Origin of the sequence: Luteimonas sp. 9C, assembly GCF_902506295.1 — a bacterium.
In the GTDB taxonomy this organism is placed as follows: Bacteria; Pseudomonadota; Gammaproteobacteria; order Xanthomonadales; family Xanthomonadaceae; genus Luteimonas.
The window spans coordinates 1,443,362-1,466,143 of sequence record NZ_LR733312.1; the positions used below are offsets into that span (position 1 = coordinate 1,443,362).

General features: G+C 69.8%; 22 protein-coding genes and 1 pseudogene. 7 read left to right on the forward strand and 16 right to left on the reverse strand.

Annotated features, from left to right (window positions below):
* Positions 1-2: 2 nt before the first annotated feature.
* Positions 3-434: an Lrp/AsnC family transcriptional regulator gene (locus CURTO8I2_RS06460; RefSeq protein WP_159679660.1), complete on the reverse strand. Its 432-nt coding sequence runs from the start codon at positions 432-434 to the stop codon at positions 3-5.
* A gap of 183 nt (positions 435-617) precedes the next feature.
* Between CURTO8I2_RS06460 and CURTO8I2_RS06465 the strand changes: the two genes are divergently transcribed.
* Positions 618-2,117 carry an aminotransferase class III-fold pyridoxal phosphate-dependent enzyme gene (locus tag CURTO8I2_RS06465; RefSeq protein ID WP_159679661.1) on the forward strand — a complete coding sequence of 500 codons (1,500 nt, stop codon included), beginning with the start codon at positions 618-620 and terminating at the stop codon, positions 2,115-2,117.
* An 81-nt stretch (positions 2,118-2,198) separates the two neighbouring features.
* Here the strand turns inward: CURTO8I2_RS06465 and CURTO8I2_RS06470 are convergent, their stop codons facing one another.
* From CURTO8I2_RS06470 to CURTO8I2_RS06485, 4 genes are read right to left on the reverse strand one after another with little or no spacing between them, the layout of a single operon-like run.
* Complete coding sequence (locus CURTO8I2_RS06470; protein WP_236551018.1) at positions 2,199-2,747, reverse strand: inorganic diphosphatase; 549 nt, start codon at positions 2,745-2,747, stop codon at positions 2,199-2,201.
* A 56-nt stretch (positions 2,748-2,803) separates the two neighbouring features.
* A complete protein-coding gene (locus tag CURTO8I2_RS06475) occupies positions 2,804-4,228 on the reverse strand; it encodes a metallophosphoesterase family protein (protein ID WP_159679664.1) in 1,425 nt (474 codons plus the stop codon).
* The gene (locus CURTO8I2_RS06480; protein WP_236551019.1) at positions 4,225-5,376 is read right to left on the reverse strand and encodes a phytase; all 1,152 of its coding nucleotides are present in this window, start codon (positions 5,374-5,376) and stop codon (positions 4,225-4,227) included. Before CURTO8I2_RS06480 ends, CURTO8I2_RS06475 begins: the two co-directional genes overlap by 4 nt.
* A 55-nt stretch (positions 5,377-5,431) precedes the next feature.
* Positions 5,432-7,972, reverse strand: coding sequence for a TonB-dependent receptor (locus tag CURTO8I2_RS06485; RefSeq protein WP_159679666.1), 2,541 nt, complete (start codon positions 7,970-7,972; stop codon positions 5,432-5,434).
* A 163-nt stretch (positions 7,973-8,135) separates the two neighbouring features.
* Here CURTO8I2_RS06485 and upp point away from each other — a divergent pair, with 163 nt between their 5' ends.
* A complete protein-coding gene (gene upp, locus CURTO8I2_RS06490; protein ID WP_159679668.1) occupies positions 8,136-8,768 on the forward strand; it encodes a uracil phosphoribosyltransferase in 633 nt (210 codons plus the stop codon).
* A 174-nt stretch (positions 8,769-8,942) separates the two neighbouring features.
* Here upp and CURTO8I2_RS06495 read toward each other — a convergent pair whose 3' ends face one another.
* The 7 genes from CURTO8I2_RS06495 to rsmD form a co-directional block, all read right to left on the reverse strand.
* Positions 8,943-9,350, reverse strand: coding sequence for an MAPEG family protein (locus CURTO8I2_RS06495; RefSeq protein ID WP_159679670.1), 408 nt, complete (start codon positions 9,348-9,350; stop codon positions 8,943-8,945).
* On the reverse strand, positions 9,347-10,255 hold the full coding sequence (locus CURTO8I2_RS06500) for an MBL fold metallo-hydrolase (RefSeq protein WP_159679672.1): 909 nt from the start codon (positions 10,253-10,255) through the stop codon (positions 9,347-9,349). Before CURTO8I2_RS06500 ends, CURTO8I2_RS06495 begins: the two co-directional genes overlap by 4 nt.
* Positions 10,256-10,300: 45 nt before the next feature.
* Entirely contained in the window at positions 10,301-12,085 is a 1,785-nt protein-coding gene (ggt, locus tag CURTO8I2_RS06505) for a gamma-glutamyltransferase (protein WP_159679674.1), read from the reverse strand.
* Positions 12,082-12,336 (reverse strand): YfhL family 4Fe-4S dicluster ferredoxin, encoded by a 255-nt coding sequence (locus CURTO8I2_RS06510; protein WP_159679676.1) that lies wholly within the window; start codon positions 12,334-12,336, stop codon positions 12,082-12,084. The genes ggt and CURTO8I2_RS06510 overlap by 4 nt, the downstream gene beginning before the upstream one ends.
* A 158-nt stretch (positions 12,337-12,494) precedes the next feature.
* Positions 12,495-13,052, reverse strand: a complete 558-nt coding sequence (locus CURTO8I2_RS06515; protein WP_159679678.1) for a hypothetical protein — start codon at positions 13,050-13,052, stop codon at positions 12,495-12,497.
* A 41-nt stretch (positions 13,053-13,093) separates the two neighbouring features.
* The gene (coaD, locus tag CURTO8I2_RS06520) at positions 13,094-13,588 is read right to left on the reverse strand and encodes a pantetheine-phosphate adenylyltransferase (RefSeq protein ID WP_159679680.1); all 495 of its coding nucleotides are present in this window, start codon (positions 13,586-13,588) and stop codon (positions 13,094-13,096) included.
* A gap of 75 nt (positions 13,589-13,663) precedes the next feature.
* Positions 13,664-14,257: a 16S rRNA (guanine(966)-N(2))-methyltransferase RsmD gene (gene rsmD, locus CURTO8I2_RS06525; RefSeq protein ID WP_159679682.1), complete on the reverse strand. Its 594-nt coding sequence runs from the start codon at positions 14,255-14,257 to the stop codon at positions 13,664-13,666.
* 81 nt (positions 14,258-14,338) lie between these two features.
* Between rsmD and ftsY the strand changes: the two genes are divergently transcribed.
* From ftsY to CURTO8I2_RS06540, 4 genes are read left to right on the forward strand one after another with little or no spacing between them, the layout of a single operon-like run.
* Complete coding sequence (ftsY, locus tag CURTO8I2_RS06530; RefSeq protein WP_159679683.1) at positions 14,339-15,667, forward strand: signal recognition particle-docking protein FtsY; 1,329 nt, start codon at positions 14,339-14,341, stop codon at positions 15,665-15,667.
* Entirely contained in the window at positions 15,664-16,968 is a 1,305-nt protein-coding gene (locus CURTO8I2_RS15425; protein ID WP_236551020.1) for a hypothetical protein, read from the forward strand. The genes ftsY and CURTO8I2_RS15425 overlap by 4 nt, the downstream gene beginning before the upstream one ends.
* On the forward strand, positions 16,965-18,044 hold the full coding sequence (mutY, locus tag CURTO8I2_RS06535) for an A/G-specific adenine glycosylase (protein WP_236551021.1): 1,080 nt from the start codon (positions 16,965-16,967) through the stop codon (positions 18,042-18,044). The genes CURTO8I2_RS15425 and mutY overlap by 4 nt, the downstream gene beginning before the upstream one ends.
* 2 nt (positions 18,045-18,046) lie before the next feature.
* Positions 18,047-18,322 carry an oxidative damage protection protein gene (locus tag CURTO8I2_RS06540; RefSeq protein ID WP_159679686.1) on the forward strand — a complete coding sequence of 92 codons (276 nt, stop codon included), beginning with the start codon at positions 18,047-18,049 and terminating at the stop codon, positions 18,320-18,322.
* Here CURTO8I2_RS06540 and CURTO8I2_RS06545 read toward each other — a convergent pair.
* Entirely contained in the window at positions 18,298-18,771 is a 474-nt protein-coding gene (locus CURTO8I2_RS06545; RefSeq protein WP_159679688.1) for a DUF6491 family protein, read from the reverse strand. The two genes, CURTO8I2_RS06540 and CURTO8I2_RS06545, sit on opposite strands and share 25 nt — an antisense overlap.
* Before the next feature lie 158 nt (positions 18,772-18,929).
* Here CURTO8I2_RS06545 and murU point away from each other — a divergent pair, with 158 nt between their 5' ends.
* A complete protein-coding gene (gene murU, locus CURTO8I2_RS06550) occupies positions 18,930-19,655 on the forward strand; it encodes an N-acetylmuramate alpha-1-phosphate uridylyltransferase MurU (RefSeq protein WP_255475768.1) in 726 nt (241 codons plus the stop codon).
* A 72-nt stretch (positions 19,656-19,727) separates the two neighbouring features.
* On the opposite strand, the gene hda is transcribed toward murU, so the two are convergent.
* The 3 genes and pseudogenes from hda to CURTO8I2_RS06565 all read right to left on the reverse strand — a co-directional run bounded on the left by hda (position 19,728) and on the right by CURTO8I2_RS06565 (position 22,752).
* Positions 19,728-20,429, reverse strand: a complete 702-nt coding sequence (gene hda, locus CURTO8I2_RS06555; RefSeq protein WP_159679689.1) for a DnaA regulatory inactivator Hda — start codon at positions 20,427-20,429, stop codon at positions 19,728-19,730.
* 100 nt (positions 20,430-20,529) lie between these two features.
* A pseudogene (locus tag CURTO8I2_RS06560) lies at positions 20,530-21,624 on the reverse strand (AI-2E family transporter); the annotation flags it as partial.
* Positions 21,625-21,657: 33 nt separating this feature from the next.
* Entirely contained in the window at positions 21,658-22,752 is a 1,095-nt protein-coding gene (locus CURTO8I2_RS06565; protein WP_236551022.1) for a DUF2066 domain-containing protein, read from the reverse strand.
* Positions 22,753-22,782: the final 30 nt, after the last annotated feature.

The following is a 22,782-nucleotide window of genomic DNA, read 5'->3' on the forward strand; positions in this document are numbered from 1 at the left end:
ATTCATCTTTCGAACTTCGTCGACAGGATGATCGACGAGGTCGTCCGCTCCACACCCTCGATGCAACCGATGCGGTCGGTCAGTTCGTCCATGTCGGCGACCGTCGGCACCACGCCCAGCGCAATCAGGTCGTAGGGGCCGCTGACCGAATGCAGGGCCCGGACCGCGCTGATCGCGCGCAACGCGGTGATCACCGGCGTCATCTGTCGCGGCCGTACGGTGATCATGATCTGGGCGCGGATATGGCCCTGCTCGAAATCGTCGCGCACACGCACCGTGTAACCGCTGATGACGCCCGCGCGCTCCAGCCGCTCGATCCGGCTCTGCACCGTGGTGCGCGACAGGCCGAGACGGCGCGCGATCTCCGCGGTCGACAGGCGCGCGTTCTCCCGCAGCAGGATCAGCAGCTGGACATTGGCGGATTCGGTGGACATGGGCGCGGCCTGTTTCGGCGATCTGCCGAAATTCTACGCATCCCTCGGCGTTCCGTCGCTTCCGTTCGACGGAATCGTCCAGATAATGGAGAGACCGCCGGTTCGACCCGCGGCCGCCCGGCATCGCCGGCCGCGGCCAGCGTCCGATGCCGGCCCTCCCCGACGTTTAAAGGAGTGCACCGCATGTCCGTGACCCAGATCCTCGCCCCGCTGCGCGCCCATGGCGGCGCGCGCCGCACCACCGGTCTGCCGGACGATGTGCTCGAGCGCTTCGCCGCCACGCACCCCGACCTCGTCGAGGCCGCACGCGCCGCCGCCGATGCGCACGCCACCCTGGCGCAGGACTTCGCCGAGCTGCTCGACCTGGACGAGGATGCGCAGGCGCGCGCCGTACAGGCCGGCTACATCAATTTCTATCCCGGCGATGCGGTGAATCCGTACGTCGCGCTGACCGCACGCGGCCCGTGGATCGTCACGCTCAAGGGCGCGGTGCTCCACGATTCGGGCGGCTACGGCATGCTCGGCTTCGGCCACACGCCGAAGGCGGTGATCGAGGCGATGGCGCAGCCGGTGCCGATGGCCAACATCATGACGCCGAGCCTGTCGCAGCTGAAACTCGACCGCGCCCTGCGCCGCGAGATCGGCCATACCCGCGACGGCGGCTGTCCCTTCAGCCACTTCCTGTGCCTGAATTCCGGCTCCGAATCGGTCGGCCTGGCCGCGCGCATCGCCGACATCAACACCCGCACCCAGACCGATCCGGGCGGCCGCCACGCCGGCCGCACGATCAAGCGCATCGTGGTCAAGGGCAGCTTCCACGGCCGCACCGAACGCCCGGCGCTGTACTCCGATTCCTCGCGCGCGACCTACAAGAAGTACCTGGCGAGCTTCCGCGACGAGAACTCGCTGATCACGGTTCCGCCCTACGACGCCGACGCGCTGCGCCAGGCGTTCGCCGATGCCGATGCGAACGGCTGGTTCGTCGAGGCCGTGTTCCTGGAGCCGGTGATGGGCGAAGGCGACCCGGGCCGCGCGTTGCCGCCGGCGTTCTATGCCGTCGCGCGCGAACTCACCCGCGCCCACGGCAGCCTGCTGCTAGTCGATTCGATCCAGGCCGGCCTGCGTGCGCACGGCGTGCTGTCGGTCGTCGACTACCCCGGCTTCGAGGGTCTCGACGCGCCGGACATGGAGACGTATTCGAAGGCGCTCAACGCCGGCCAGTACCCGCTGTCGGTGCTCGCCGTGACGCAGCACACCGCGCAGCTCTACAAGAGCGGCGTCTACGGCAACACGATGACCGCCAATCCGCGTGCGCTGGACGTCGCCTGCGCGGTGCTCGCGCAGCTCACGCCCGACGTGCGCGCCAACATCCGCGACGCCGGCCGCAAGTCGGTCGAGGCGCTCGAGGCACTGAAGGCCGAGCTCGGCGGGCTGATCACCAAGGTCCAGGGCACCGGCCTGCTGTTCTCCTGCGAACTCGCGCCGCAGTTCAAGTGCTACGGCGCCGGCTCGACCGAGGAATGGCTGCGCGAACAGGGCCTGGGCGTGATCCACGGCGGCACCAACTCGCTGCGCTTCACGCCGCACTTCAACATCGACGACGCGGAGATCGCGCTGATGGTGTCGATGGTTGGCAAGGCGCTGCGCGAAGGTCCGCAACACAAGGCGGCCGCGGCGGCGTAAACCACCGCGCCCCACCCGCCATCAGACAAGCCGCCGGTCACCCGGCGGCTTTTTCTTTCGATCAGGCAAAGTCCCGCGGGCTCATTCCACGAACGCGTCCACCGAGGCGCGGATCAGCCCGCGCGCCTCGTCTGCATCGCCCCAGCCCGACAGCTCGACACGGTTGCCGCCCGCCGGCAGGTCCTTGTAGACCCGGAAGAACGCTTCGATGCGCGCGCGTTCCATCGCCGGCAGATCGTCGAGCGTGCGGACGTCCGCATACGTCGGGTCCACATCGTCGGCCGGCACGCCGATGATCTTCTGGTCGGCGTCGCCGCCATCGACCATGCGCAGCACGCCCAGCGGCCGGAAACGGACCAGTACGCCCGGCGGCAACGGCGCACGGGTCAGCACCAGGGCGTCGAGCGGATCGCCGTCACCGGCCAGCGTGCCGGGCAGCGCGCCGTAGTTCGCCGGATACGCCATCGGCATCGACAGGAAGCGGTCGACATGGATCCGGCCCTGCGCGTCGCTTTCGTACTTGATGAAGCCGCCGGCCGGAATCTCGACCCGCAACACGGCCTCGTCCGGCGCGTTCGCCGGTTGGCGATCGTGCGCGGGTGGTGTCGCCGCAAACACGCCGAACGGCATGCCGCATGCTAATGCTGCGCCGAGCAGCGCTGTAGAGACGCAAGCACGCATGCGCATCACCCCCAGCACCGGTCGGCGCGGCCCTTGAGCGTCTCGTCACGCGCGCAGTCGCGCGGGGCGATGCGGCCTTCGGTGATCTCGTGCAGCGTGCGCGTCTGCGGCGTGGCGCCGCGGAGTTCGAACGCATCGTAGAGGCGGCCGGTCGCGGTGCGCGATTCGTAATGCAGCGTATCGCCGTCGAGGCGGATGACCTGGAACAGCTGGGTGTCCTCGGCGGTCGGCGCCATGTCGCGACGTGCATCGTCCGAGAGCCTGTACTGCTTCGCCCCGACCACCGACACCAGATACTGCGGCGTCGCGCGCGTCGGGTCTTCGCCGGCACGGCGGCCGTAGACGTGATCGTGGCCCTGCAGCACCAGATCGACGCGTCGGCGTTCCAGCACCGGCAGCACCCGCTCGCGCAGCGCCACGTTGTCGCGGTCCTGGCGCGGCGAATACATAGGCTGGTGGATCAGTGCGATCGACCAGGGATGCGGGTTGGCGGCCAGCGTGCGATCGAGCCACACGGCCTGTGCTTCGGCGGTGCCGAGATCGAGCGCAGAGGTGCCGTCGAGCACGACCACGCGCACGTTCTGGTAGTCGAACCAGTAGCTGGTAGCTTCGGCGCCCGGAGCGCCGTTGGCCGGCAGCGCGAACGCATGCGACCAGTGGCCGCCGAGCACGCGTCGCTCCTGCGGCGTGTCCTCGAACTCCTCCCGGTACTCGTGATTGCCGGGCGCGGGCGCGTTGACGACCATCGTCGCCAGCGGGCCGACCGCGTCGAACCACTCGCCCCACTCGTTGTCGTCCTCGCCATCGCCGCCGCTGACCAGGTCGCCGGCGAACAGCGCGAGCTTCGCGTCGGGGGCCTGCCGGTGCGCTTCTCGCAGCACGCGTGTGCTCAGGCTGGCGTTCTTGTTCTGGGTGTCGCCGAAGTACAGCAGCGTCAGCGGTGCATCAGCCGCAGCCGCGGTGCGCGTGTGCATCCACGGGCTCCAGGTGCCGACGCCCTGCACGCGCCAGGCATAGAGCGTGTCCGGCTGCAGGCCATCGACATGGGCATGATGGAATTCGGCCGCGCCGTTCTCCCCCGCCAGGGTGCTGCTGCGCGCCGCGACGCGGCGACGCGGCCCCATGTCCGGTGAGTCGCCGGCAACGACGATCTCCACGACCGGCGCATCGATGACGGGCGACGGCTGCGCCGGCAACGCCGTCCGCCAGGACACGCCGAAGCCCGTCGCCGCGTCCTGCGCGGGCGTGGCGACGATGCGGTCGGGGAACACGCCGGGGGCGTAGCGGATGACGCCCTTGGGCACCAGCGTATTGGGTTCGACTTCGGTCTGGCCCGGGCGCGCCGCGGCGAGGCTGGCGGCCGAACACAGCGCCGCGAGCCCGAGGGCCAGCGGCAGCGCGAGGCGACGATGCCGACGTGCGCGCCTCATGCGCCACGCCCGCATGCCGGCAGTCCGATCGCCTGTGCGATCTGCGCCCAGTCCAGCGCGACCACGCCCTGGTCGTCGTGCACGGCGTAGAGCACGCCGTCGGGGAAGCGCGTCGTCGCTACATCGTGCAGCCAGATGCCGTCGGTGTTGGCGACCTGGCGGCCGGTCACCGCGCCGACGTGCGCCAGCGTCTTGCGGTCGAACAGATGGAACACGGTGCGTCCCTTGCCCTGCTCGGTGGTGATCCACCAGCCGCCGCCGCCCGCACAGGTCTTGAGCATGATGCCTTCGGCCTGCGCGCCGAACACGTCGCGACCGATCGTCCGGCCGGCGAAGCGGCCTTCGAGGTCGTAGACCTTCAGTTCGTTGGCGTAGGTCTCGTCCTCTTCGGCGATCAGCAGGCGATCGTTCGCCGCATCGCCCCAGATCGATTCGACCACGCGCAGCGCACCGTCCGGTGTCGCATCGCCGAACGCGCCCAGTGTCTCGATCGCGAACCCCTCGCCGTCGAAGCGCATCGCATACCGGTGCACGCGGCGGTCGAGCTGCGCGAGCGGCGGCAGGATGTCGTGGCCCTGGGCATCTTCGCCGTCGTGGTAGGAATCGGTGACGTAGAGCGTGTACCCGGTGTCGAGCGTGCGCACCCACAGACCGTAGGGTTTGACCAGATCGTCGGCGGCGAACGTTGCGACGTGGCCGAAGTCCGGCAGGCGCAACACCTGCACGCGGTGGTTGTCGCGCTCGACGACGAATAGCAGGTCGTCGATCACCGCGATGCCATTGGGCCGGTCGAACTGTCCTTCGCCGGTCCCGAGCGTACCGAACGTGCGCAGCGTCTCTCCGGTGGCGCCGTCGTAGATCACCAGGCGATCGGTGGCCTTCGCGGTCGCGATGACCCACGTCGTGCCGTCGGGCGCGGTCCACGCGGTCGGGGAATCGATGTTGTCGTCAGCCGTCAGCGCGGTGACGAACGCCTCGTCCACGACCGGTACGTCGCGTGCGGTATCGATCGGCGCGGGCGCGGTGGCCTGCGGGTCGACCGCCATGGCGACAGGTGCGTCGGGCGCCTGCGCGCAGGCGGTCAGGGCGCTGGCGATCGCCAGCGCGCAACCGCGCAGGGCGATTTCGGGAATGGAATGTCGTCGCATGAGAAAACCTCGATCGGAATCGGCGGCGCGCGTCGCGCAGGCCGCCGGCAGGACATCAGAAGCGCAGCTTCACGCCTGCGGTGTAGGTGCGGCCGTACAGCTCGTTCTGCAGCGTCTGCGCTGGCGAACCCTGGTAGAGCTCCAAGGGTTCGTCGAGCAGATTGGACGCTTCGAGATAGACGCCCCAGCGGTCGTCGACCTTGTAGTCGAGGCTGAAATCGAGCTGGGTATTCTCGGCCACCCAGATGTCGAAATCGCTGTCGCTGCTGTCGACGGAATCGATGTACTCGCTGCGGCGCACGGCCGCGAGGCGGGTGCTCAGACCGCCCGTCTCGTAGCCGAGGTACGCGCTGTAGAGACGATCCGACGCATTGGGCAGGGTGAAGCTGCGGCCGTCGAGTGTGTATTCGGTGTCGAGCCAGGTCGCGCTGAAGCCCAGCAGCAGACCGCTGGCGAAGTGCTGCTGCCAGTTCAGCTCGGCGCCGTACACCGTGGCCTTGTCGCCATTGACCGGCATGGTCACGTCGAAACCCTGGTACTCGGGGTTGTCGCGCGTGGTCACATCGACGATGTAGTCGTCGATGTTCTTGTAGAACAGGCCGGCCGAGACGATGCCGGTCTCGCCGAGGTAACGCTCGATGGAGATGTCGAGGTTGCGCGACCTGTAGGGATCGAGCGCGGGATTGCCCAGTTCCACTTCCTCTTCGTCGCGATTGATACGGGTCCGCGGCGAGATGCTGCCGAACGACGGACGCGCGATCGTGGTCGTGTACGCGCCGCGCACCACCCAGTCGTCCATGTCGTAACGCAGGTGCAGGCCGGGCAGCACGCTGGTGTAGCTGCTGGAGACCTCACGGGTACTGATGGCGCCGATCGTCTCCTCGTCGGCGAGATCGACGACGTTGCCGGTGGCCTCGAATTCGGTGCGCTCGACACGCGCGCCTGCGATGACGCGCAGCCGGTCGAAATCCATCGTCGCCATCAGGTAACCCGCCAGGACGTCTTCGCTCGCCACGTAGTCCTCGATCAGCGAGACCTCGGTGTTGGCGGCGACGTCCTGCGGGCGTGCGCTGTATTCGGACAGGCGATCACGCAGGTAGCTGTTCATCGCGCTCGAACTGATGCCGTCACCCATGTCGCCGTGCGTGTAGCGCGGTGCGCCCGTGGTCCAGCTGCCGAGGTTGATGTCCGGGCCGCGGCGCAGTTCGTTCTCGTCGATATCGACGTTGCGATCGCGCCACCGCCCCAGCAGACCGGCCTTCCAGATCACGAAATCGCCGGCAAAGGTGAAGTTCGCCTGTGCGCTGTATTCCTCGTCGTCCACCCAGATCGGGGCGACCACGAAGCGGTTGAACTGGTAGTTGTCGTTGTCGAGCCAGCCGCCGGCCGGGCTGTCGCTGATGGTGTAGCGCGGAATCGGTCGCGACGTGTCCATCTCGATGGAGACGTCACCGGCGCCGTCGTAGTCGAAGCGCGCCTCGACTTCGTCGAGCACGCGCTCGCGGGTCTTGGTGAAGCCCAGCTTGTAATCGACGGCCGAGCCGGCACCGAAGCGGTTCTCGCCGCCGGCGCTCACGGTGAAGGTGTCCTCTTCCTTGGTGCGGAACCGGACGCGGCGGCTGAAGTCGTTCGGGTCGATCCCGTTGACGGTGTAGGTACCGTCCGTGTTCGTCGTGATGTCGCCCTCGCCCACCGGGATGATGCTGTTCTGACGGGTTTCGGCGTCGGTGAAGTCGGTGTAGAGCGTGCGCAGGTAGTAGCTGTGGCCATCGCCGGGACGCCAGTCCAGGTTGAGGTTCACGCCGGTCCGCTCGCGATTGATGCTGTACTTGCGCTGCTGGATCTCGATCGGTGTCAAACCGTCGCGCGCGTCCACCTTGTCGTATTCGACTTCGATGTTGTCCGACTCGTAGGTGCGGTCCTGGTGGCTCACGCCCAGCGCGACACCGAAGGCGTCGTCGGCGAAGCGGTCGCTGTAGTTGAACGCGGCCTTGGGGCTGGTCTCGCCGCTCAGGCTCTGGTGGCTCATGTCCGCCCTAGCCCGGATGTCGCGGCCCTTGCGGTCGAACGCGGACGCCGATTCCACCAGGATCGCGCCACCGATCGCGTCGCCGGGCATGTCCGGCGTCGGCGCCTTGACCACGGTCAGCCGTTCGGTGGAATCGGACGGAATCACGTCCAGCGGCGCCGCGCGGCTGGAATCTTCCGGTGTGCCGATGGCGACGCCGTCGACGCTGACGCTGTTGAACGCCGCGTCCAGTCCGCGCACCACGACGAAGCGGCCTTCGCCCTGGTCGCGGGTGACGCTGATGCCCGGCAGACGCGACAGCGATTCGCCGACGTTCTTGTCCGGGTACTGGCCCATCGAATCCGACGCCACCGTGTCCTGGATCGCATCGGACGCGCGCTTGAAGTCGATCGCGCGCATCTGCGATTCGAGCTGGGCGCGGACTTCGAGCGTGTCGAGATCGACCGGATCGGCGAGCGCGCTGCCGTCGGGCGACGGCCCGGGCGTCTGCGCATGGAGCGGAAGCGTCGCGGCGCCTGCAGCCAGCACGAGCGCGATCGCCACGTGCAGGGGGTGTGGGTTGGACATGGGGAGTTCCGGCGTTGGGAGGTGAACGTCGGATGCGTACGCTATGTCGGCTGCGTGTCATCGCGGTGACAGCTGGACGCGCAATTGCGAAACCGGCGCGCCGTGCCACGACGTGCTGTCCGCTTTCCGTCACACTTCCGCCGATGCCACGCAGGAAACCGTCATGAAAACCGTCGAAGTCCGTCATCCGCTGGTGCAGCACAAGCTCGGCCTGATGCGCCGCGCGGACAACAGCACCAAGACCTTCCGCGAACTGTCGGCCGAGGTGGCGACGCTGCTGACCTACGAGGCGACCGCGGACCTGGAGACCGAGGACGCCGAAGTCGAAGGCTGGGCGGGCACCGTGCGCGTCCGCCGCATCAAGGGGCGCAAGATCACCCTGGTGCCGATCCTGCGCGCGGGCATCGGCATGCTGCCGGGCGTGCTCGATCTCATTCCAGCGGCCAAGGTCAGCGTGGTGGGCATCAAGCGCGACGAGGATTCGCTCGAAGCCGTGCCCTATTACGAGAACCTGGTCGGCGACATGGCCGACCGCACCGCGCTGGTCCTCGATCCGATGCTGGCCACCGGCGGCACACTGATCGCGACGGTGTCGATGCTCAAGGCCGCCGGCGCGAGCCGGATCAAGGGCCTGTTCCTGGTGGCCGCGCCCGAAGGCCTACGCGCGCTCGAAGCCGTGCATCCGGATGTCGAGGTCTATACCGCCTCGATCGACGAACGCCTCAACGAGAAGGGCTACATCCTGCCCGGCCTGGGCGATGCCGGCGACAAGATCTTCGGCACCCGGGTGGATTGAGGCTCATCGCCGGCTGACGCGCGGTATAGCGCACGCGCTTCGGCCACGCGGATCATGTCCGCCATGCAGGAGCGCGCGATGCGGCATGGCCGGTCACGCGTCGATCGCGTGCAGGCGCGCGCCTGCACGCATCCGCTGTCTGCAGCAGGGCCTGCGTTTCCGCAGACCTGCGCGTCAGGCGACGAGCATCGCGCCGATGACGAAACGCCAGATGCCGAACGCGGCCATCGCCAGCAGCGTGACGAAGGTGAGCAGCGCGCCGGTCGCGCGGCCGAACGAATAGCCCGCCGAGCCGCCCAGTCCGATCGCGTGCAGCACGCGCCCCACCAGCAGCGCGATGCCGAAGATCCACAGCAGCGTGGTGTCGATCGCCGCCAGTTCCAGCAACGCGAGCATCAGCAACGCCAGCGGCACGTACTCGCCGAAGTTGCCGTGCACACGCACCTTGCGCGTCAGCGCGGCATCGCCGCCCGTGCCCACCCCGACCTTGTGCACGTTGCGGTGCAGGACCACGCGGAAGGTCAGCACGAGGTAGAGCACCACGTGCAGGGAGGCGATCAGAAGCGAGATGCGTGGCGTCATGGCGTGGTCTCGTGGACGTCGTGGAGGGCGCGCGCGGCGAGTGCCGCGGTCGGATGTGTCGCACTGAAACGGCCGGCATCATCGCGCACGACCTGCACCAGCGCGATCTCGGGATCGTGAGTCAGGAACAGCCGCACGCCGCGCGCGGCCATGTCGGTGAGGAAGGCCTGCTTCTCGTCGATGATCAGTTCGGGGAAGCGGTCGTAGCCCATCGTAATCGGCACGTGCACCCACGGCCGCCCGGGTACGAGATCGCCGCAGAACACCACGCCGCCGTGATGCGCGCCGTCGTGGACGTCGGGGCCGAGGATTTCGGCCAGCATCATGCCGGGCGTGTGGCCGTCGCTGAAGTGGAAGCGCACCGCGTCACCGAGCGACGGCGCCCGCGCGCCCTCGATGAACTCCAGCCGGCCCGTCGCTTCCAGCAGTTCGCACAGGCCCGGAATGAAGCTCGCGCGGTCGCGCGCATGCGGCCGCTTCGCACGCAGCCAGTGCGGCGTGGACAGCACGAAGGTCGCATTCGGAAACAGCAGTTCTGGCGCAGCGCCTTCGGACCACGGTGCCAGCAGGCCGCCGGCATGATCGAAATGCAGATGGCTCAGCACCACGACGTCGATGTCGGTGTGGTCGAAGCCGGCGTCGCGCAGCGAATCGAGCAGGACGTGCCGGTCTTCCTGCACGCCGAATCGCGCGCGCAGCTTCGGCTCGAAGAAGGCGCCGATGCCGGTCTCGAACAGCACGGTCCTGCCGTTGAGCGGCGTCGCCAGCAGACCGCGCGTCGCCAGCGGAATGCGGTTGAGGTCGTCGGGCGTGGCCCACTGCGTCCACATCGCGCGCGGCGCGTTGCCGAACATCGAGCCGCCATCGAGCTTCTGGGTGTTGCCCTGGATCGACCACAGTTTCATGACGCCTCCCGCGTCAGACCGGTGGCCGATTGTAGGCGCAGTGGATCAGCGCGCGACCGCTTCCACCTTCGCCGCGCCGACCGGATTGCGCGGATCGCTGCCGCCGGTGAGGGTGCCGTTCGCGCGGTTCCACTCGACGGTCTGCAGATTGCCCCAGACGTGGCTGGAGCCACGACCACCGGCCGCGCGATCGCCGGGCAGATCGACGGTGTGACCCATCGCGCGCAGCTTCGCCGCCGTCTCGGCGGAGAACGCATCGGACTCGGCCGAGATCCGGTCCGGCATCCACTGGTGGTGGTAGCGCGGCAACGCCGCGACCGACTGCGCATCGAGGCCGGCATCAAAGCCGAGGATGCCCAGCAGCACCATGGTGATGATGCGGCTGCCGCCGGGCGTGCCGAGCACGGCGACCCGGTCGTCGGACACGAGGAAGGTCGGGGTCATCGAGCTCAGCGGGCGTTTGCCCGGCGCCGGCGCATTCGCATCGAAGCCCATCACGCCGAACGCATTCGGCACGCCGGGCTGCAGCGCGAAATCGTCCATCTCGTTGTTGAGCAGCACTCCGGTGCCGGGCGCGACGAGACCGCTGCCGAACAGCAGATTGACCGTCTGTGTCACCGCGGCGCGGTTGCCGGCGGCGTCGACGATCGAGAAATGCGTGGTTTCCTCGTCCTCGAGCGGCGTCGCCGCGCCGGAAAGAAGATCGCTCGGCGTGGCCTTCTCCGGATTGATCGTCGCGCGCAGGCCGGCGGCGTAGTCGCGGCTACGCAGGGTGCGCTGCGGAATCGTCACGAAGTCCGGATCGCCCAGGTAGAAGGTGCGATCGCGGAACGCGCGGCGCATCGATTCGACGACCAGGTGCGTGCGTGCGGCATCGTCGAGCTGGGTCAGATCATACGGCTCGAGGATCTGCAGCATCTGCGCCATCGCGATGCCGCCCGACGACGGCGGCGGCGCGGTGACCACCTCCCAGTCGTGATAGCGGAAGCGGATCGGTTCGCGTTCGACGATCTTGTAGGCCGCCAGGTCCGCCGCGGTCCATTCGCCACCTTCGGCGTTGACGCCGGCCACGAGCTTCGCGCCCGTCTCGCCGCCGTAGAACCCCTCGAAGCCGCGCGCGGCCAGCAGCCGCAGGGTATTCGCGAGCTCGGGCTGGCGGAAGATGTCGCCTTCCTTCGGGGCCTGGCCATCGGCGAGGAACACCGCGCGCGTGCCGGGGTAACGCTCCATCACCGCGCGCCGCGACTGGTAGCCGCGTGCGAACCGCGCATAGACCGGGAAGCCTTCCTCGGCGATGCGGATCGCCGGCGCCAGCGACTGCGACAGCGGCAGCGCGCCGTAGGTCTCGGCGATGTGCACGAATGCCGCAGGCAGGCCGGGAATGCCGGCCGACCACGGCCCGTTCTCGGCGCGGTCCCGGTCGAAGCTGCCGTCGGCGGCGCGGTAACGGTCCGAGTGGGCGCTGGCCGGCGCGGTCTCGCGCGCGTCCACGAAGACGTCGCGGCCGGACCGGGCGTCGTGCAGCAGGAAGAACCCGCCACCGCCGAGACCCGACGAGATCGGCTCGACCACCGACAGCACGGCCGAGGTCGCGACCGCGGCATCGAACGCATTGCCGCCCTCGCGCATGACCTGCAGGCCGGCGTCTGTCGCCAGCGCATGCGCCGAGGCGACCGCGTTGCCGGGCGGCGTGGCGGCGTGCTGCGCAGCGCCGGCGACGGGCGTATCCGGCGCGCGGACATCGCGCGCGCACGACGGCGCGACCACCAGCAGCAGACCTGACAGCAGCAACGCCGGCAGGCCGGTGAACGCGACGCGGGAACGGCTCATGACGCCTCCTGCTGCAGGCGCGCCAGCTTGGCGAGCAACTGCACCTGGGTTTCGGGGATATCGGGATCGGGGTCGATGCATTCGACCGGACAGACGACCACGCACTGCGGCTCGTCGAAGTGGCCCACGCATTCGGTGCAGCGGGCGGGGTCGATGACGTAGATCGTCTCGCCCTGCGAAATCGCCTGGTTCGGGCAGGCCGGCTCGCAGACGTCGCAGTTGACGCAGAGCGCGTTGATCTTCAGTGACATGTGCGCATTGTAGGGGGTGCGCCGTGGCGCCGGCGTTCCATGGGTGGAACTCGGTCCACCGCGCACCCTCCAGATACGACAACGCCACCGGGCCTGCGCGCGGTGGCGTTGTCGAAGCGCGGCGGGCCGGACGCGCCGGCCGCCGCCGTGCCCTTGGATCAGGCCGCGTTGTCGATGAACACGTATTCCGAACCGGTCGGCTCGACCACGGCCTTGACGCGCTCGCTGTCGGCCGCGCTGCCGATGAACAGCACGCGCACGCCGTTCATCGTGCCGGCGCCGACCTTGGCGAACGACGCGACGACCAGATCGGCGGTGCGCGCCGAATCCAGGCCGGCGAAGATCAGCAGGTTACCGCGGGTGATGCCGCGCGCGACGTCCTGCTCGGCCTTCTCGAGCAGACGCTCGTAGGCGCCGTCGACCGGCGTCGACATCGTCGGGTCGCCATCGGCGGTGGTGGCAGCGGCGTCCGCCGGCGGCGCGTCGGCCGCAGGGGCGACCGGCGGCGGCACCAGGTACACGTAAGGCGAGTTGTTGACGCCTTCCATGTGGCGGCCGGCCACGTCGTTGAGATAGGCGTTCCACGCCGTCTTGTCCTCGGTGGTGGGCACCGCGACCGGCGCGGCTTCGACCTGCTGCGGCTCTTCCTTCTTGCCACAGGCGATGACCGGCAGGACGAGGCAGGCGATCAGCATTGCGCGGGTGATGGACTTCATGGCATTCCCTCTTGGTGTGCTCGGGTGTTTGATGGGCAACGTCAGCGTTGCGAGTGTTTGCGCAATGCGCGATCGACTGCGGCGGGCACGAAACCCGACACGTCACCGCCGAGACGCGAGATCTCGCGCACCAGCGTGGAGGAGATGAAGCCGTACTGCTCGGCCGGCGTGAGGAACAAGGTTTCCACGTCCGGAATCAGATGCCGGTTCATGCTGGCGAGCTGGAATTCGTATTCGAAATCCGACACCGCGCGCAGGCCGCGCAGCAGGACGCCGGCGCCGACCTCGTGCACGAAATGCGCGAGCAGCGAGTCGAAGCCGATGACTTCGACATTGGTGTGGTGGGCGGTGGCGACGCGGGCCAGTTCGACGCGCTCTTCGAGCGTCATCGCCGGACGCTTGGCCGGGCTTTCCGCGATGCCGACGATCAGCTTTTCGAACAGCGGCGCGGCCCGGTCGACGAGGTCGACGTGGCCGTTGGTGATCGGATCGAAGGTCCCGGGATAGACCGCGATGCGGTTGCGGCTCGCACTCATGGCTTGCGTTCGCTGTCGAAGGAATCGGGAGGCACGTGGCGCGGGCGGCAAGTGTAGCAGCGGCGCGGGTGACGATCAGCCGGCGCGCCGGTAGAGCGCGCAGTGCGCTTCGCGGGTCTGCAGCTCGCGATGCAGCTGCCACCCCATTCCGGGCGACGCCGGCCGCTCGGCGGAAGACTCGACGTACAGCCAGGCCTCGGCCGCCAGCGCCGGGGCGAGCGCTGCGAACGCCTGTGCCCACAGGTCGGCGGCGAACGGCGGATCGACGAAGGCGATGTCGATGCTGGCGGCAGGCAACGCCGCGGCCATCGACACCGCATCGCCGCGTCGGACCGCGACCACCTCGCCGCCCGGCAGGCGCGCGGCCGTGGCGGTGAGCGCGGCGGCGAGGCCGGGGTCGCGTTCCACCAGCACCGCACCCGCGGCGCCGCGCGACACCGCCTCCAGACCCAGCGCGCCGGTGCCGGCGAACAGGTCGAGCACGCGCGCACCGGGCAGCGCCGGCTGCAGCCAGTTGAACAGCGTCTCGCGGACCCGGTCCGAGGTCGGCCGCAGCCCGGCCACATCCGGCACGTCCAGACGCGTGCCACGCCAGCGGCCACCGACGATGCGCACGCGTCCAGGGCCGGAGTTCCGGCTTGCGTTCGATGGCGGAGTGCGCGGCTTCATGCGCGTGCGCCCGCTCGGGGCGCCTGAAAGGCGGGTGATACCATGCGCGCCATTCTCCCCCATCCCCGACCCGACCGCCGCATGGTCAGCTGGTTCAAGCGCGACAAATCCCCCGACAAGCCCGAGGCCGACAGCGGCCGACGCCGCCTCAGCGCGGACGAGATCGCTGCTGCGTTCGCGCCGCCTGCTGCGCCCGCGCCTGCCCCTGCCCCTGCGCCGCCTGTCGTCACACCGCCCGAGGCGCCGACTGCCGCGCCGCGCGCGCCGGCACCCGATGCAATGCAGGCTTCGCCCGGCGAGGCCCGCGAGACCGACGCGCCACTGCGCGAGACCGACGCGCCACTGGTCGACGAGACACACCTGCCGGCAGCAGCGTCGCCGGTCGCCCCTGCACCTGCGACACCGCCCGCACCGCCGCCGCCCGCGTTCGTGGATCCGGCAGCGGCGCTCGCCGATTACGTGTTCGCGAGCACCATGCCCGCCGCGGCGCCCGGCAAGTCGGGCTGGCGCGAGCGTCTGGGCGGCAGCACGTTCGCGAAGAGCTTCGGCGGTCTGTTCTCGCGCAATCCCAAGCTCGACGACGACCTGCTCGACGAGATCGAGACTGCGCTGCTGACCGCCGATGTCGGCGTCAAGGCCAGCACCGAACTGGTCGAATCGCTGCGCAAGCGCATGAAGGCGCGCGCCTTCGTCGATGCCAACGCGCTGCTGCAGGCCTTGCGTGCCGACCTGATCGCGATGCTCGAGCCGGTCGCCCGCCCGCTGCAGGTCGATCCCGCCGCCAGGCCCTTCGTGATCCTGACCGTCGGCGTCAACGGCGTCGGCAAGACCACGACGATCGGCAAGCTCGCCAAGCGCTACAAGGATGAAGGCCACGCACTGATGCTCGCGGCCGGCGACACCTTCCGCGCCGCCGCGGTCGCCCAGCTCAAGGCCTGGGGCGAGCGCAACGGCGTGCCCGTCGTCGCCCAGGGGCAAGACGCCGATCCGGCCGCGGTCGCCTTCGATGCGCTGCAGGCGGCGAAGTCGCGCGGCACCGGCATCCTGATCGCCGACACCGCCGGCCGTCTGCACACGCAGCAGGGCCTGATGGCGGAACTCGGCAAGATCCGCCGCGTGCTCGGCAAGATCGACCCGACCGCGCCGCACGAAGTGCTGATGGTCATCGACGGCACCACCGGCCAGAACGCGCTGTCGCAGTTGCGCCAGTTCAATGCCGCGGCGCAGGTCACCGGCCTGGTCGTGACCAAGCTCGACGGCACGGCGAAGGGCGGCGTGGTGTTCGCGCTGGCCCGCGAGTTCGGCATTCCGATCCGCTTCGCCGGCATCGGCGAGCGGCCCGAAGACCTGCGCGTCTTCGACGCCGAGGCGTTCGTCGACGCGATGCTCCCGGAATCGCTGGGGGCGTGAGCGACCCTGCGCCGGCGCAGGAGGCCGCTGCGCCGCGCCGGCTGCGCTGGCTGCGTCTGCTGCTCGCGGCGCTGGTGCTGTCGATCGTCGCCGCATTGCTGGTGCAGCTGTTGCTGCCGCCCGAGCGCGCCCTGCGCCTGGCGCTGGGACGCCTCGAACCCACCCTGGGCCTGCGCATCACGTTCCGGGGGCCCGTCGAATACCGCTTGCGCGGCACGCCCCAGCTGGTGGTTCACGACGTCAGCATCGCCGCGCCCGTTCCGGGCACGCCCGAGCGGCCGATGCTGCAGGCCGAACGCCTGCTGCTGTCGCTGCCGTGGAAGACGATCCGCAGCCGCGGCGCGGACCTCGAGATCACCCGCGTCGAACTCGACGCGCCGCGTCTGCACCTGCCGTCGCTGCTGCGCTGGCTCGATGCGCGCCCGCCAGGCGACGGCAAGGTGCCGCCGGTCACCGACGGCATTCACATCGTGCGCGGGCGTCTGGATGCCGACGGCTGGTCCGTGGACGATCTCGCCGTGGCCTTGCCCGCCCTCCATGCGGAGCGTGCGCTCGACGCGCAGGTCAGCGGCACGATGCACCTCGATGCACTGCAGGCGCCGTTCCGGCTGCGGCTGCACGCGGATCGCGCCGTGGGCGCACGCGATCTGGAGGCGCGCGGCACGCTCGCGCTCGTACATGCCGCCGGGCGGCTCGAGACCACGTTGCAGGCCGACGCCACGCGCGTCGATGCCGATAAACCCGGCTTCGCGCTGTCGCCGCTGCGCCTTGCGCTGGACGCGCGCTGGCAGGGCACCGACGCTGCCGAACCGCTGGCGTTCGTGCTCGGCCTGCACGGCGCGCTGCATGCCGGTGGCGACGGCGACGGGCTGGACTTCGCGCCGATGGGGCTGGCCCTGCGCGGCGCCGGCGCGGTGCCGGACCTGCTCGCCGGCGGCCGCGTGGCGCTCGGCGGACGACTCCACCTCGCACTCGATGGCCGCATCGCCACGTGGCCGGATGCATGGCCGGCCCTGACGCCGCCGCTTTCGGACTCGACACAGCCGCTGCCGTTCGCGTTGCGTTACGACGGTCCGGTGGATGCGTCGGCGCCGGTCGCACTGCGGCTCGACCACGAACGGGCACGCTTCGATGGCGAGGCCCGCATCGCTGCGCTGCTCGGCTGGCTGGATGCACGCGCCACCGGCTCGCCGCTGCCACCGCTGCGCGGGCAGCTGAGCGCCGATCGCATGGACGTGTCCGGCGCGATGCTGGAGGGCGTGGAGATCACGTTCGACGATGGCGGCGAGACGCCGCCGTGAGCGCGCGCCTCGATTACGCGACGCGTCTGCTGGCGTGGTTCGACGTGCACGGCCGCCATGACCTGCCGTGGCAGCACCCGCGCACGCCGTATCGCGTGTGGCTGTCGGAAATCATGTTGCAGCAAACCCAGGTGCGGGTCGTGATTCCGTACTTCGAGCGTTTCGTCGATGCGCTGCCCGATGTGCGCGCACTCGCCGACGCGCCGCAGGACACCGTGCTCGCGCTGTGGTCGGGCCTGGGCTACTACGCCCGTGCGCGCAACCTGCACGCCGCCGCGCAGCGCTGCGCCGACCTGCACGATGGCGACCTCCCGCGCGATCTCGACGCCCTGCTCGCCCTGCCCGGCATCGGCCGCAGCACGGCCGGCGCGATCCTGTCGCAGGCCTGGGGCGATCCGTTCCCGATCCTCGACGGCAACGTCAAACGTGTACTCGCGCGGCGTCACGCGGTCGAAGGCTGGCCTGCGCAGCCGAAGATCGAAAAGCAGCTGTGGGCGATCGCCGCGACGCTGCTGCCGGACACGCGACTGGCCGACTACACCCAGGCGCAGATGGATTTCGGCGCGACGCTGTGCACGCGCCACAACCCTGCGTGCCTGCTGTGCCCGGTCAGCGAGGACTGCGCCGCGTTCGCGCAGGGGCGCGTCGACGAACTGCCGACGCCGCGGCCGACCAAAGCCCTGCCCGAGCGCGACGCCAGCGTGCTGTTGCTCGAAGATGCCAAGGGCCGCGTGTTGCTGGAGAAGCGCCCGCCGACCGGCATCTGGGCGGCGTTGTGGTCGCTGCCGCAGGCCGACGACGATGCGGGTGCAGTCGACTGGCTGCGCACGCAGGCACCGGGCCTCGTCGACGCCGTCGATCTCGACACGCCGCACCGCCTGCTGCCGGTGCAGCACGGCTTCACCCATTTCAAGCTGCGCCTGCAGCCGCTGCACTGGCCGGGCCTCCCGGCTCGTCATCGCGTGGGCGACAATGACCGACTGCGCTGGGTGGCACGCGACGAACTCGCGACGCTCGGCATTCCCGCCCCGATCCGCACGCTGCTGCTCGCGCCGCGCATCGCACTGGAGGATTGACCATGAGCCGACGCGTCTTCTGCGTCCACGACCAGACCGAAACCGACGGCCTGGATTTCATTCCCTGGCCCGGCGAACTCGGCAAGCAGGTCTTCGCCGACATCGGCAAGCCGGCCTGGGCGCGCTGGCTGGCGCACCAGACCATGCTGATCAACGAGAACCGGCTCTCGCCGCTGGACCCCAAGCACCGCGCCTTCCTCGAAGGCGAGATGCGCAAGTACCTCTTCGAACGCCAGACCGGCAGCGTGGCCGGTTACGTGCCGACGTCCGACGCCTGATCCATCGCGGGCGCGTCCGCGGGATTGCGCTTCTCGGCCGCGCGGATCGCCTTGATGTCCAGCGGCCGGATCTGCTGGATGTGGCACGGGATGCTGACCGATGCACGGCTGCGCACCAGCACCTTGTCGAAGCGCGCATTGACCCGGCTCATGTTGCTGGTCAGGCCGATCGCCGACGTGGAGGTCAGATCCTGGCACCGCCCGGACAGGTCCAGCAGCCAGGCCTCGCTCGGGCGCGTCCACACCGCGAGCGCCGAATCACCGAGCGGCGTCCAGCCGTTGATCGAACCGTAATAGCGGAAGTGATTGACCGCTTCGCCTGCATGCGCGTCGTAGAGCGCGTACTTCTCCGCATCGGTGGTGCGCGGAAAGGTCCCGCAGGCGGCGAGTGCGAGGACCGCGAGCAGCGCTGCTGCGCTGCGAAGACGGCGGCGGACGGTCGAGACCATGACGGGCTCCTGCGGATGCACGGTTGCGGAGAGGCTTCGATGATGCGCCCGGCATGTGCCGCGCACCCGGCAGTCCGTCGCCGACGTTCAGCCGCGGGCCGGCTCGCCCGCGCTCCGGCTGACGGTTACGCTGTCGCGCCCGCCCTGCTGGATCCACCGTGTCGAACGCGACCGCACCCGCCCGCCATCGCCAGGCCCTGATCTTCGCCGCGGGTCTGGGCGAGCGCATGCGGCCGCTGACCGACACCACGCCCAAGCCGCTGCTGGCGGCAGGCGGCAAGCCGCTGATCGTCTGGCATCTGGAAAAATTCGCCGCGCTCGGCGTGCGCGATGTCGTGGTCAACGTGTCCTGGCTCGCCGACCGTTTCGCACCGACGCTCGGCGACGGCAGCCGCTGGGGACTGCGGCTGCGCTGGTCGCACGAAGGCGCGCCGCCGCTGGAGACCGGCGGCGGCATGCTGCACGCGCTGCGTCTGCTCGACGATGCGCCCTTCATCGCGGTCAACGGCGACATCTGGAGCGACTACGACTTTGCGCACCTGCCGGCCGAGCCCGAAGGCGATGCGCATCTGGTACTCGTCGACAACCCGGCGCACAACCCCGACGGCGATTTCGCGCTGGTCGATTCGCGTGTGCGCAGCGATGGCGCGACGAAGCTGACGTTCTCGGGCATCGGCGTCTACCGCGCCGCGCTGCTGCACGGCTGGCGCGACATCGTTGGCAACGCGCCCGGTGTCGACGCCGAACCGCCACGCTTCAAGCTCGCGCCGTTGCTGCGGGCGTCGATGACCGCCGGGCGCGTGACCGGTGCGCACCACACGGGTCGCTGGACCGACGTCGGCACGCCGGAGCGGCTGGCGCAGCTGGATGCGGCGCTGCGCTGAAACGCATCCCACGCGGATGCGGATGCCACGCGCCTGCGGTGCTGGTGGCGTGCGGGCAAGCGCGTCGCGCGCCTAATCCAGCGCCAGCACCTGCCGTACGAAGGGCACGGTGAGCCGGCGCTGCGAGGCGAGGGAGGCGTGGTCCAGGCGGTCCAGCAGCGCGGTCAGCGCGGGCAGGTCGCGGTCCACGCGGCGCAGCAACCAGTCGATCGTCGCCGTGTCGACCTGCAGGCCGCGACGCTCGGCGCGCAGGCGCAGCAACTCGTGACGGCCGGCGTCGTCGAGCACCGGCAACGGGACGCGGATGCACTGGCCGAGCCGTGAACGCAGGTCGGGCAGACCGAGCGCGAGCGCGTCCGGCGCTGCCGACGCGGTGTAGAACACTGCGCGGCCCGCATCGTGCAGGCGGTTGTGCAGATCGAACAGGGCGATCTCGTCGTCGCGGTCGCCGACGATCGCGTCCACGTCGTCGATCGCGACCAGATCGTGACCATCGAGCGCCTGTGCGGCATCGCGCAGGCGACCGGCGATGCCGCGCAGCGGCAGATACACCGCACGACGGCCGAGGCGGTCGGCTTCGGCGCAGAGTGCGATGGCGAGGTGGGTCTTGCCGGTGCCCGATGCGCCTTCCACGTACAGGCCGCGGCGCACGCCCGCCAGTGCGAAATCCCGCAACTGCGGCACCAGCGCGACATCGTCGGCGACGAAGGTCTCGAGACGCTGGTCCGGCGGATACCGGAGCGCCAGCGGCAACTGGGGCGAAGGACCACTCATGCGCGGCTCAACGCTTGACGTCCGGATCTTCGGCGCCGGTCACGATGATCACCGGACGCTGCGACGCGCTGGCGGCGCCCGCGATCTCGATGTCCGGCGTGTCGCCCGCATACAGACGGCTGTGCGTGTAACGCTCGTGGGCGTAGCGCAGCAGCACGTTGCCGACCGCGGCGACCGGCAGCGCCAGCAGCATGCCGAGGAATCCGAACAGCTGGCCGCCGGCCAGCACCGCGAAGATCACCGCGACCGGATGCAGGCCGATGCGGTCACCGACCAGACGCGGCGTGAGCACGTAGCTCTCGACCAGCTGGCCGATCGTGAACACCACGCCGATCAGGATCAGCAGCTGCCAGTCGAAGCCTTGGGTCTGCACGATGGCGGCGATCAGTGCGAGGGCGATGCCGACGGTCGCACCGAGATACGGAATGAAACTGATCAGGCCGGCGATCATGCCGATCAGCAGCCCCAGGCGCAGACCCACCAGCGACATGCCGACCGCGTAGATCGCGCCCTGCCCCAGCATCACCAGGAACTGGCCACGCAGGAATCCGCCGAGCGACTCGCTGGTCTCGTGCGCCAGGCGGGTGACGGTGTCGATGTGGTCGCGCGGGATCAACGCCGCGACGCGCTCGACCAGCAGGTCCCAGTCGCGCATGAAATAGAACGCGAGGATCGGCACCAGCACCAGATTGATGACCAGCGCGAGGATCGCGAAACCCGAACGCGACACGTAGGCCAGCACGGTCGCCGCCACGCCGCCGGCCTGCTGCCAGTGACCGCGGATCAGCTCGATCATGCGGTCGGTGTCCAGCCAGGCCATCACCTCGTAGCCCGTGCGCTGCTCGATCCACGGCAGCGCCGTGCCGAGCAGCCAGTCGCGGTACGCCGGCAGGCTGTCGATCAGGGTCACGATCTGCCGCTCGATCATCGGCACCAGGATGATCAGCACCAGCGCCAGCGCCAGCGTCATCAGCAGGAACACCAGCGTCACCGCGACCGCGCGCGAGCGGCCGCGACGCTCCAGCCGGTCGACCAGCGGATCGCCCAGCCAGCCCAGCAGCAGCGCGAGCACGAACGGGGTCAGGATCGGGCCGAGCAGCCAGATCACGTAGCCCACCGCGAAGGCCACGAGACCCCATTGCAGGCGCTTGAGGAAACGCGCGATGTCGGCGTTCGCGGGGTCGGTCTGGATCATCGGGGCGTTCCGTGCGGTGCAGCGAAGAAGGGATCAGCGCAGATGGAACACGGGCGTGACGCCCTCGATGTTGCCATCGGCTTCCACCAGCACGTTCTCGTCGGCCATGCGGCGGAAGCCGGTCAGACCGGTCAGCAGGTCGAGTTCGATTTCCAGTCCGATCGGCGTGGCGCGGACCGGACGGATGCCCCGCACCACCGACATGCGCTGCAGCTGCGCGGAAAGCTTGATGTAGTCGGCGCCGCTGTTAATGCCGGAGAACACGATGGCCTGGGTCGAGGGCGCGCCGGCCGGGCTGGTGCGCGCATAACGCCTGGTCAGCGCATCGGCCGCGCCGTCGGCGCCGCTGGCCAGCGTGCGCCGCGCATCGGCGCCGGTCTCGCTCCAGCGCGCGAGCACGCGGCCGCCGTCGACGAAGATCCAGTCGGCCTTCCAGCCGGCGCCGTCGCGGTAGAGCTTGCCGATGAGCTGCATCGGCGGGTTGTAGCGGGCCGAAATACGCGCCACCGACGCCGTGTCACCGCGCCAGATCGCGCCGACCGCGGCCTGCTCGGCGGCGTTGCCGGTGGGCAGGCCGAGGCGGAAGCCGCGCTCGATCGCACGCTGCAGCGTCGGACGGGCCACATTGTTCTGCTGCAGCGCGACCAGACGCGGCCCGGAGCCGTCGTCGATTGCCAGCCACATCACCGGCTTGGGGCGCGGGTCCGGCCACACCGGCAGGCCCAGCGCGCCGGCAACGGCATCGACGTCGTCCTGGCGGAAGCGCACGACCAGCGTGGTGGTGAAGGTCGGCGAACCGCGCGACGAGACGCCTTCGTCCTGGCGGTAGTCGTAGCCCTCGACGTACTGGGCCGCGCGGCGGAGCTCCTGCGAGACGCCCGGACGCTGGGCGGCATTGCGGTCGCCCGACAGCTTGCCGAGCACCTGGGCCAGCGCGCGGGCGAAGCCGGCCTCGCGCTCGGATTCACCCTGGCTGCGGACCGGAATCTCGGCCGCATACAGGCCGACGGCCGCGGCCCGGTCGCCTTCCACACGTTGCGCGGAGGCGGTTCCCGACACGGCGAACGTGCCCAGCAGCGCGGCCAGCAGCCACGTCATCATGTTGAACGAGCGCTTCGGGCGGTGCATCCGGCAGGTCCTGGATCGGGGCGTCATCGA

What these genes read in the sequence shown, in the direction of transcription:
- CURTO8I2_RS06460 (WP_159679660.1), bottom strand. Translation starts at nt 434, where the DNA reads ATGTCCACCGAATCCGCCAATGTCCAGCTGCTGATCCTGCTGCGGGAG.
- CURTO8I2_RS06465 (WP_159679661.1), top strand. Translation starts at nt 618, where the DNA reads ATGTCCGTGACCCAGATCCTCGCCCCGCTGCGCGCCCATGGCGGCGCG.
- CURTO8I2_RS06470 (WP_236551018.1), bottom strand. Translation starts at nt 2,747, where the DNA reads ATGCCGTTCGGCGTGTTTGCGGCGACACCACCCGCGCACGATCGCCAA.
- CURTO8I2_RS06475 (WP_159679664.1), bottom strand. Translation starts at nt 4,228, where the DNA reads ATGAGGCGCGCACGTCGGCATCGTCGCCTCGCGCTGCCGCTGGCCCTC.
- CURTO8I2_RS06480 (WP_236551019.1), bottom strand. Translation starts at nt 5,376, where the DNA reads ATGCGACGACATTCCATTCCCGAAATCGCCCTGCGCGGTTGCGCGCTG.
- CURTO8I2_RS06485 (WP_159679666.1), bottom strand. Translation starts at nt 7,972, where the DNA reads ATGTCCAACCCACACCCCCTGCACGTGGCGATCGCGCTCGTGCTGGCT.
- upp (WP_159679668.1), top strand. Translation starts at nt 8,136, where the DNA reads ATGAAAACCGTCGAAGTCCGTCATCCGCTGGTGCAGCACAAGCTCGGC.
- CURTO8I2_RS06495 (WP_159679670.1), bottom strand. Translation starts at nt 9,350, where the DNA reads ATGACGCCACGCATCTCGCTTCTGATCGCCTCCCTGCACGTGGTGCTC.
- CURTO8I2_RS06500 (WP_159679672.1), bottom strand. Translation starts at nt 10,255, where the DNA reads ATGAAACTGTGGTCGATCCAGGGCAACACCCAGAAGCTCGATGGCGGC.
- ggt (WP_159679674.1), bottom strand. Translation starts at nt 12,085, where the DNA reads ATGAGCCGTTCCCGCGTCGCGTTCACCGGCCTGCCGGCGTTGCTGCTG.
- CURTO8I2_RS06510 (WP_159679676.1), bottom strand. Translation starts at nt 12,336, where the DNA reads ATGTCACTGAAGATCAACGCGCTCTGCGTCAACTGCGACGTCTGCGAG.
- CURTO8I2_RS06515 (WP_159679678.1), bottom strand. Translation starts at nt 13,052, where the DNA reads ATGAAGTCCATCACCCGCGCAATGCTGATCGCCTGCCTCGTCCTGCCG.
- coaD (WP_159679680.1), bottom strand. Translation starts at nt 13,588, where the DNA reads ATGAGTGCGAGCCGCAACCGCATCGCGGTCTATCCCGGGACCTTCGAT.
- rsmD (WP_159679682.1), bottom strand. Translation starts at nt 14,257, where the DNA reads ATGAAGCCGCGCACTCCGCCATCGAACGCAAGCCGGAACTCCGGCCCT.
- ftsY (WP_159679683.1), top strand. Translation starts at nt 14,339, where the DNA reads ATGGTCAGCTGGTTCAAGCGCGACAAATCCCCCGACAAGCCCGAGGCC.
- CURTO8I2_RS06540 (WP_159679686.1), top strand. Translation starts at nt 18,047, where the DNA reads ATGAGCCGACGCGTCTTCTGCGTCCACGACCAGACCGAAACCGACGGC.
- CURTO8I2_RS06545 (WP_159679688.1), bottom strand. Translation starts at nt 18,771, where the DNA reads ATGGTCTCGACCGTCCGCCGCCGTCTTCGCAGCGCAGCAGCGCTGCTC.
- hda (WP_159679689.1), bottom strand. Translation starts at nt 20,429, where the DNA reads ATGAGTGGTCCTTCGCCCCAGTTGCCGCTGGCGCTCCGGTATCCGCCG.
- CURTO8I2_RS06565 (WP_236551022.1), bottom strand. Translation starts at nt 22,752, where the DNA reads ATGCACCGCCCGAAGCGCTCGTTCAACATGATGACGTGGCTGCTGGCC.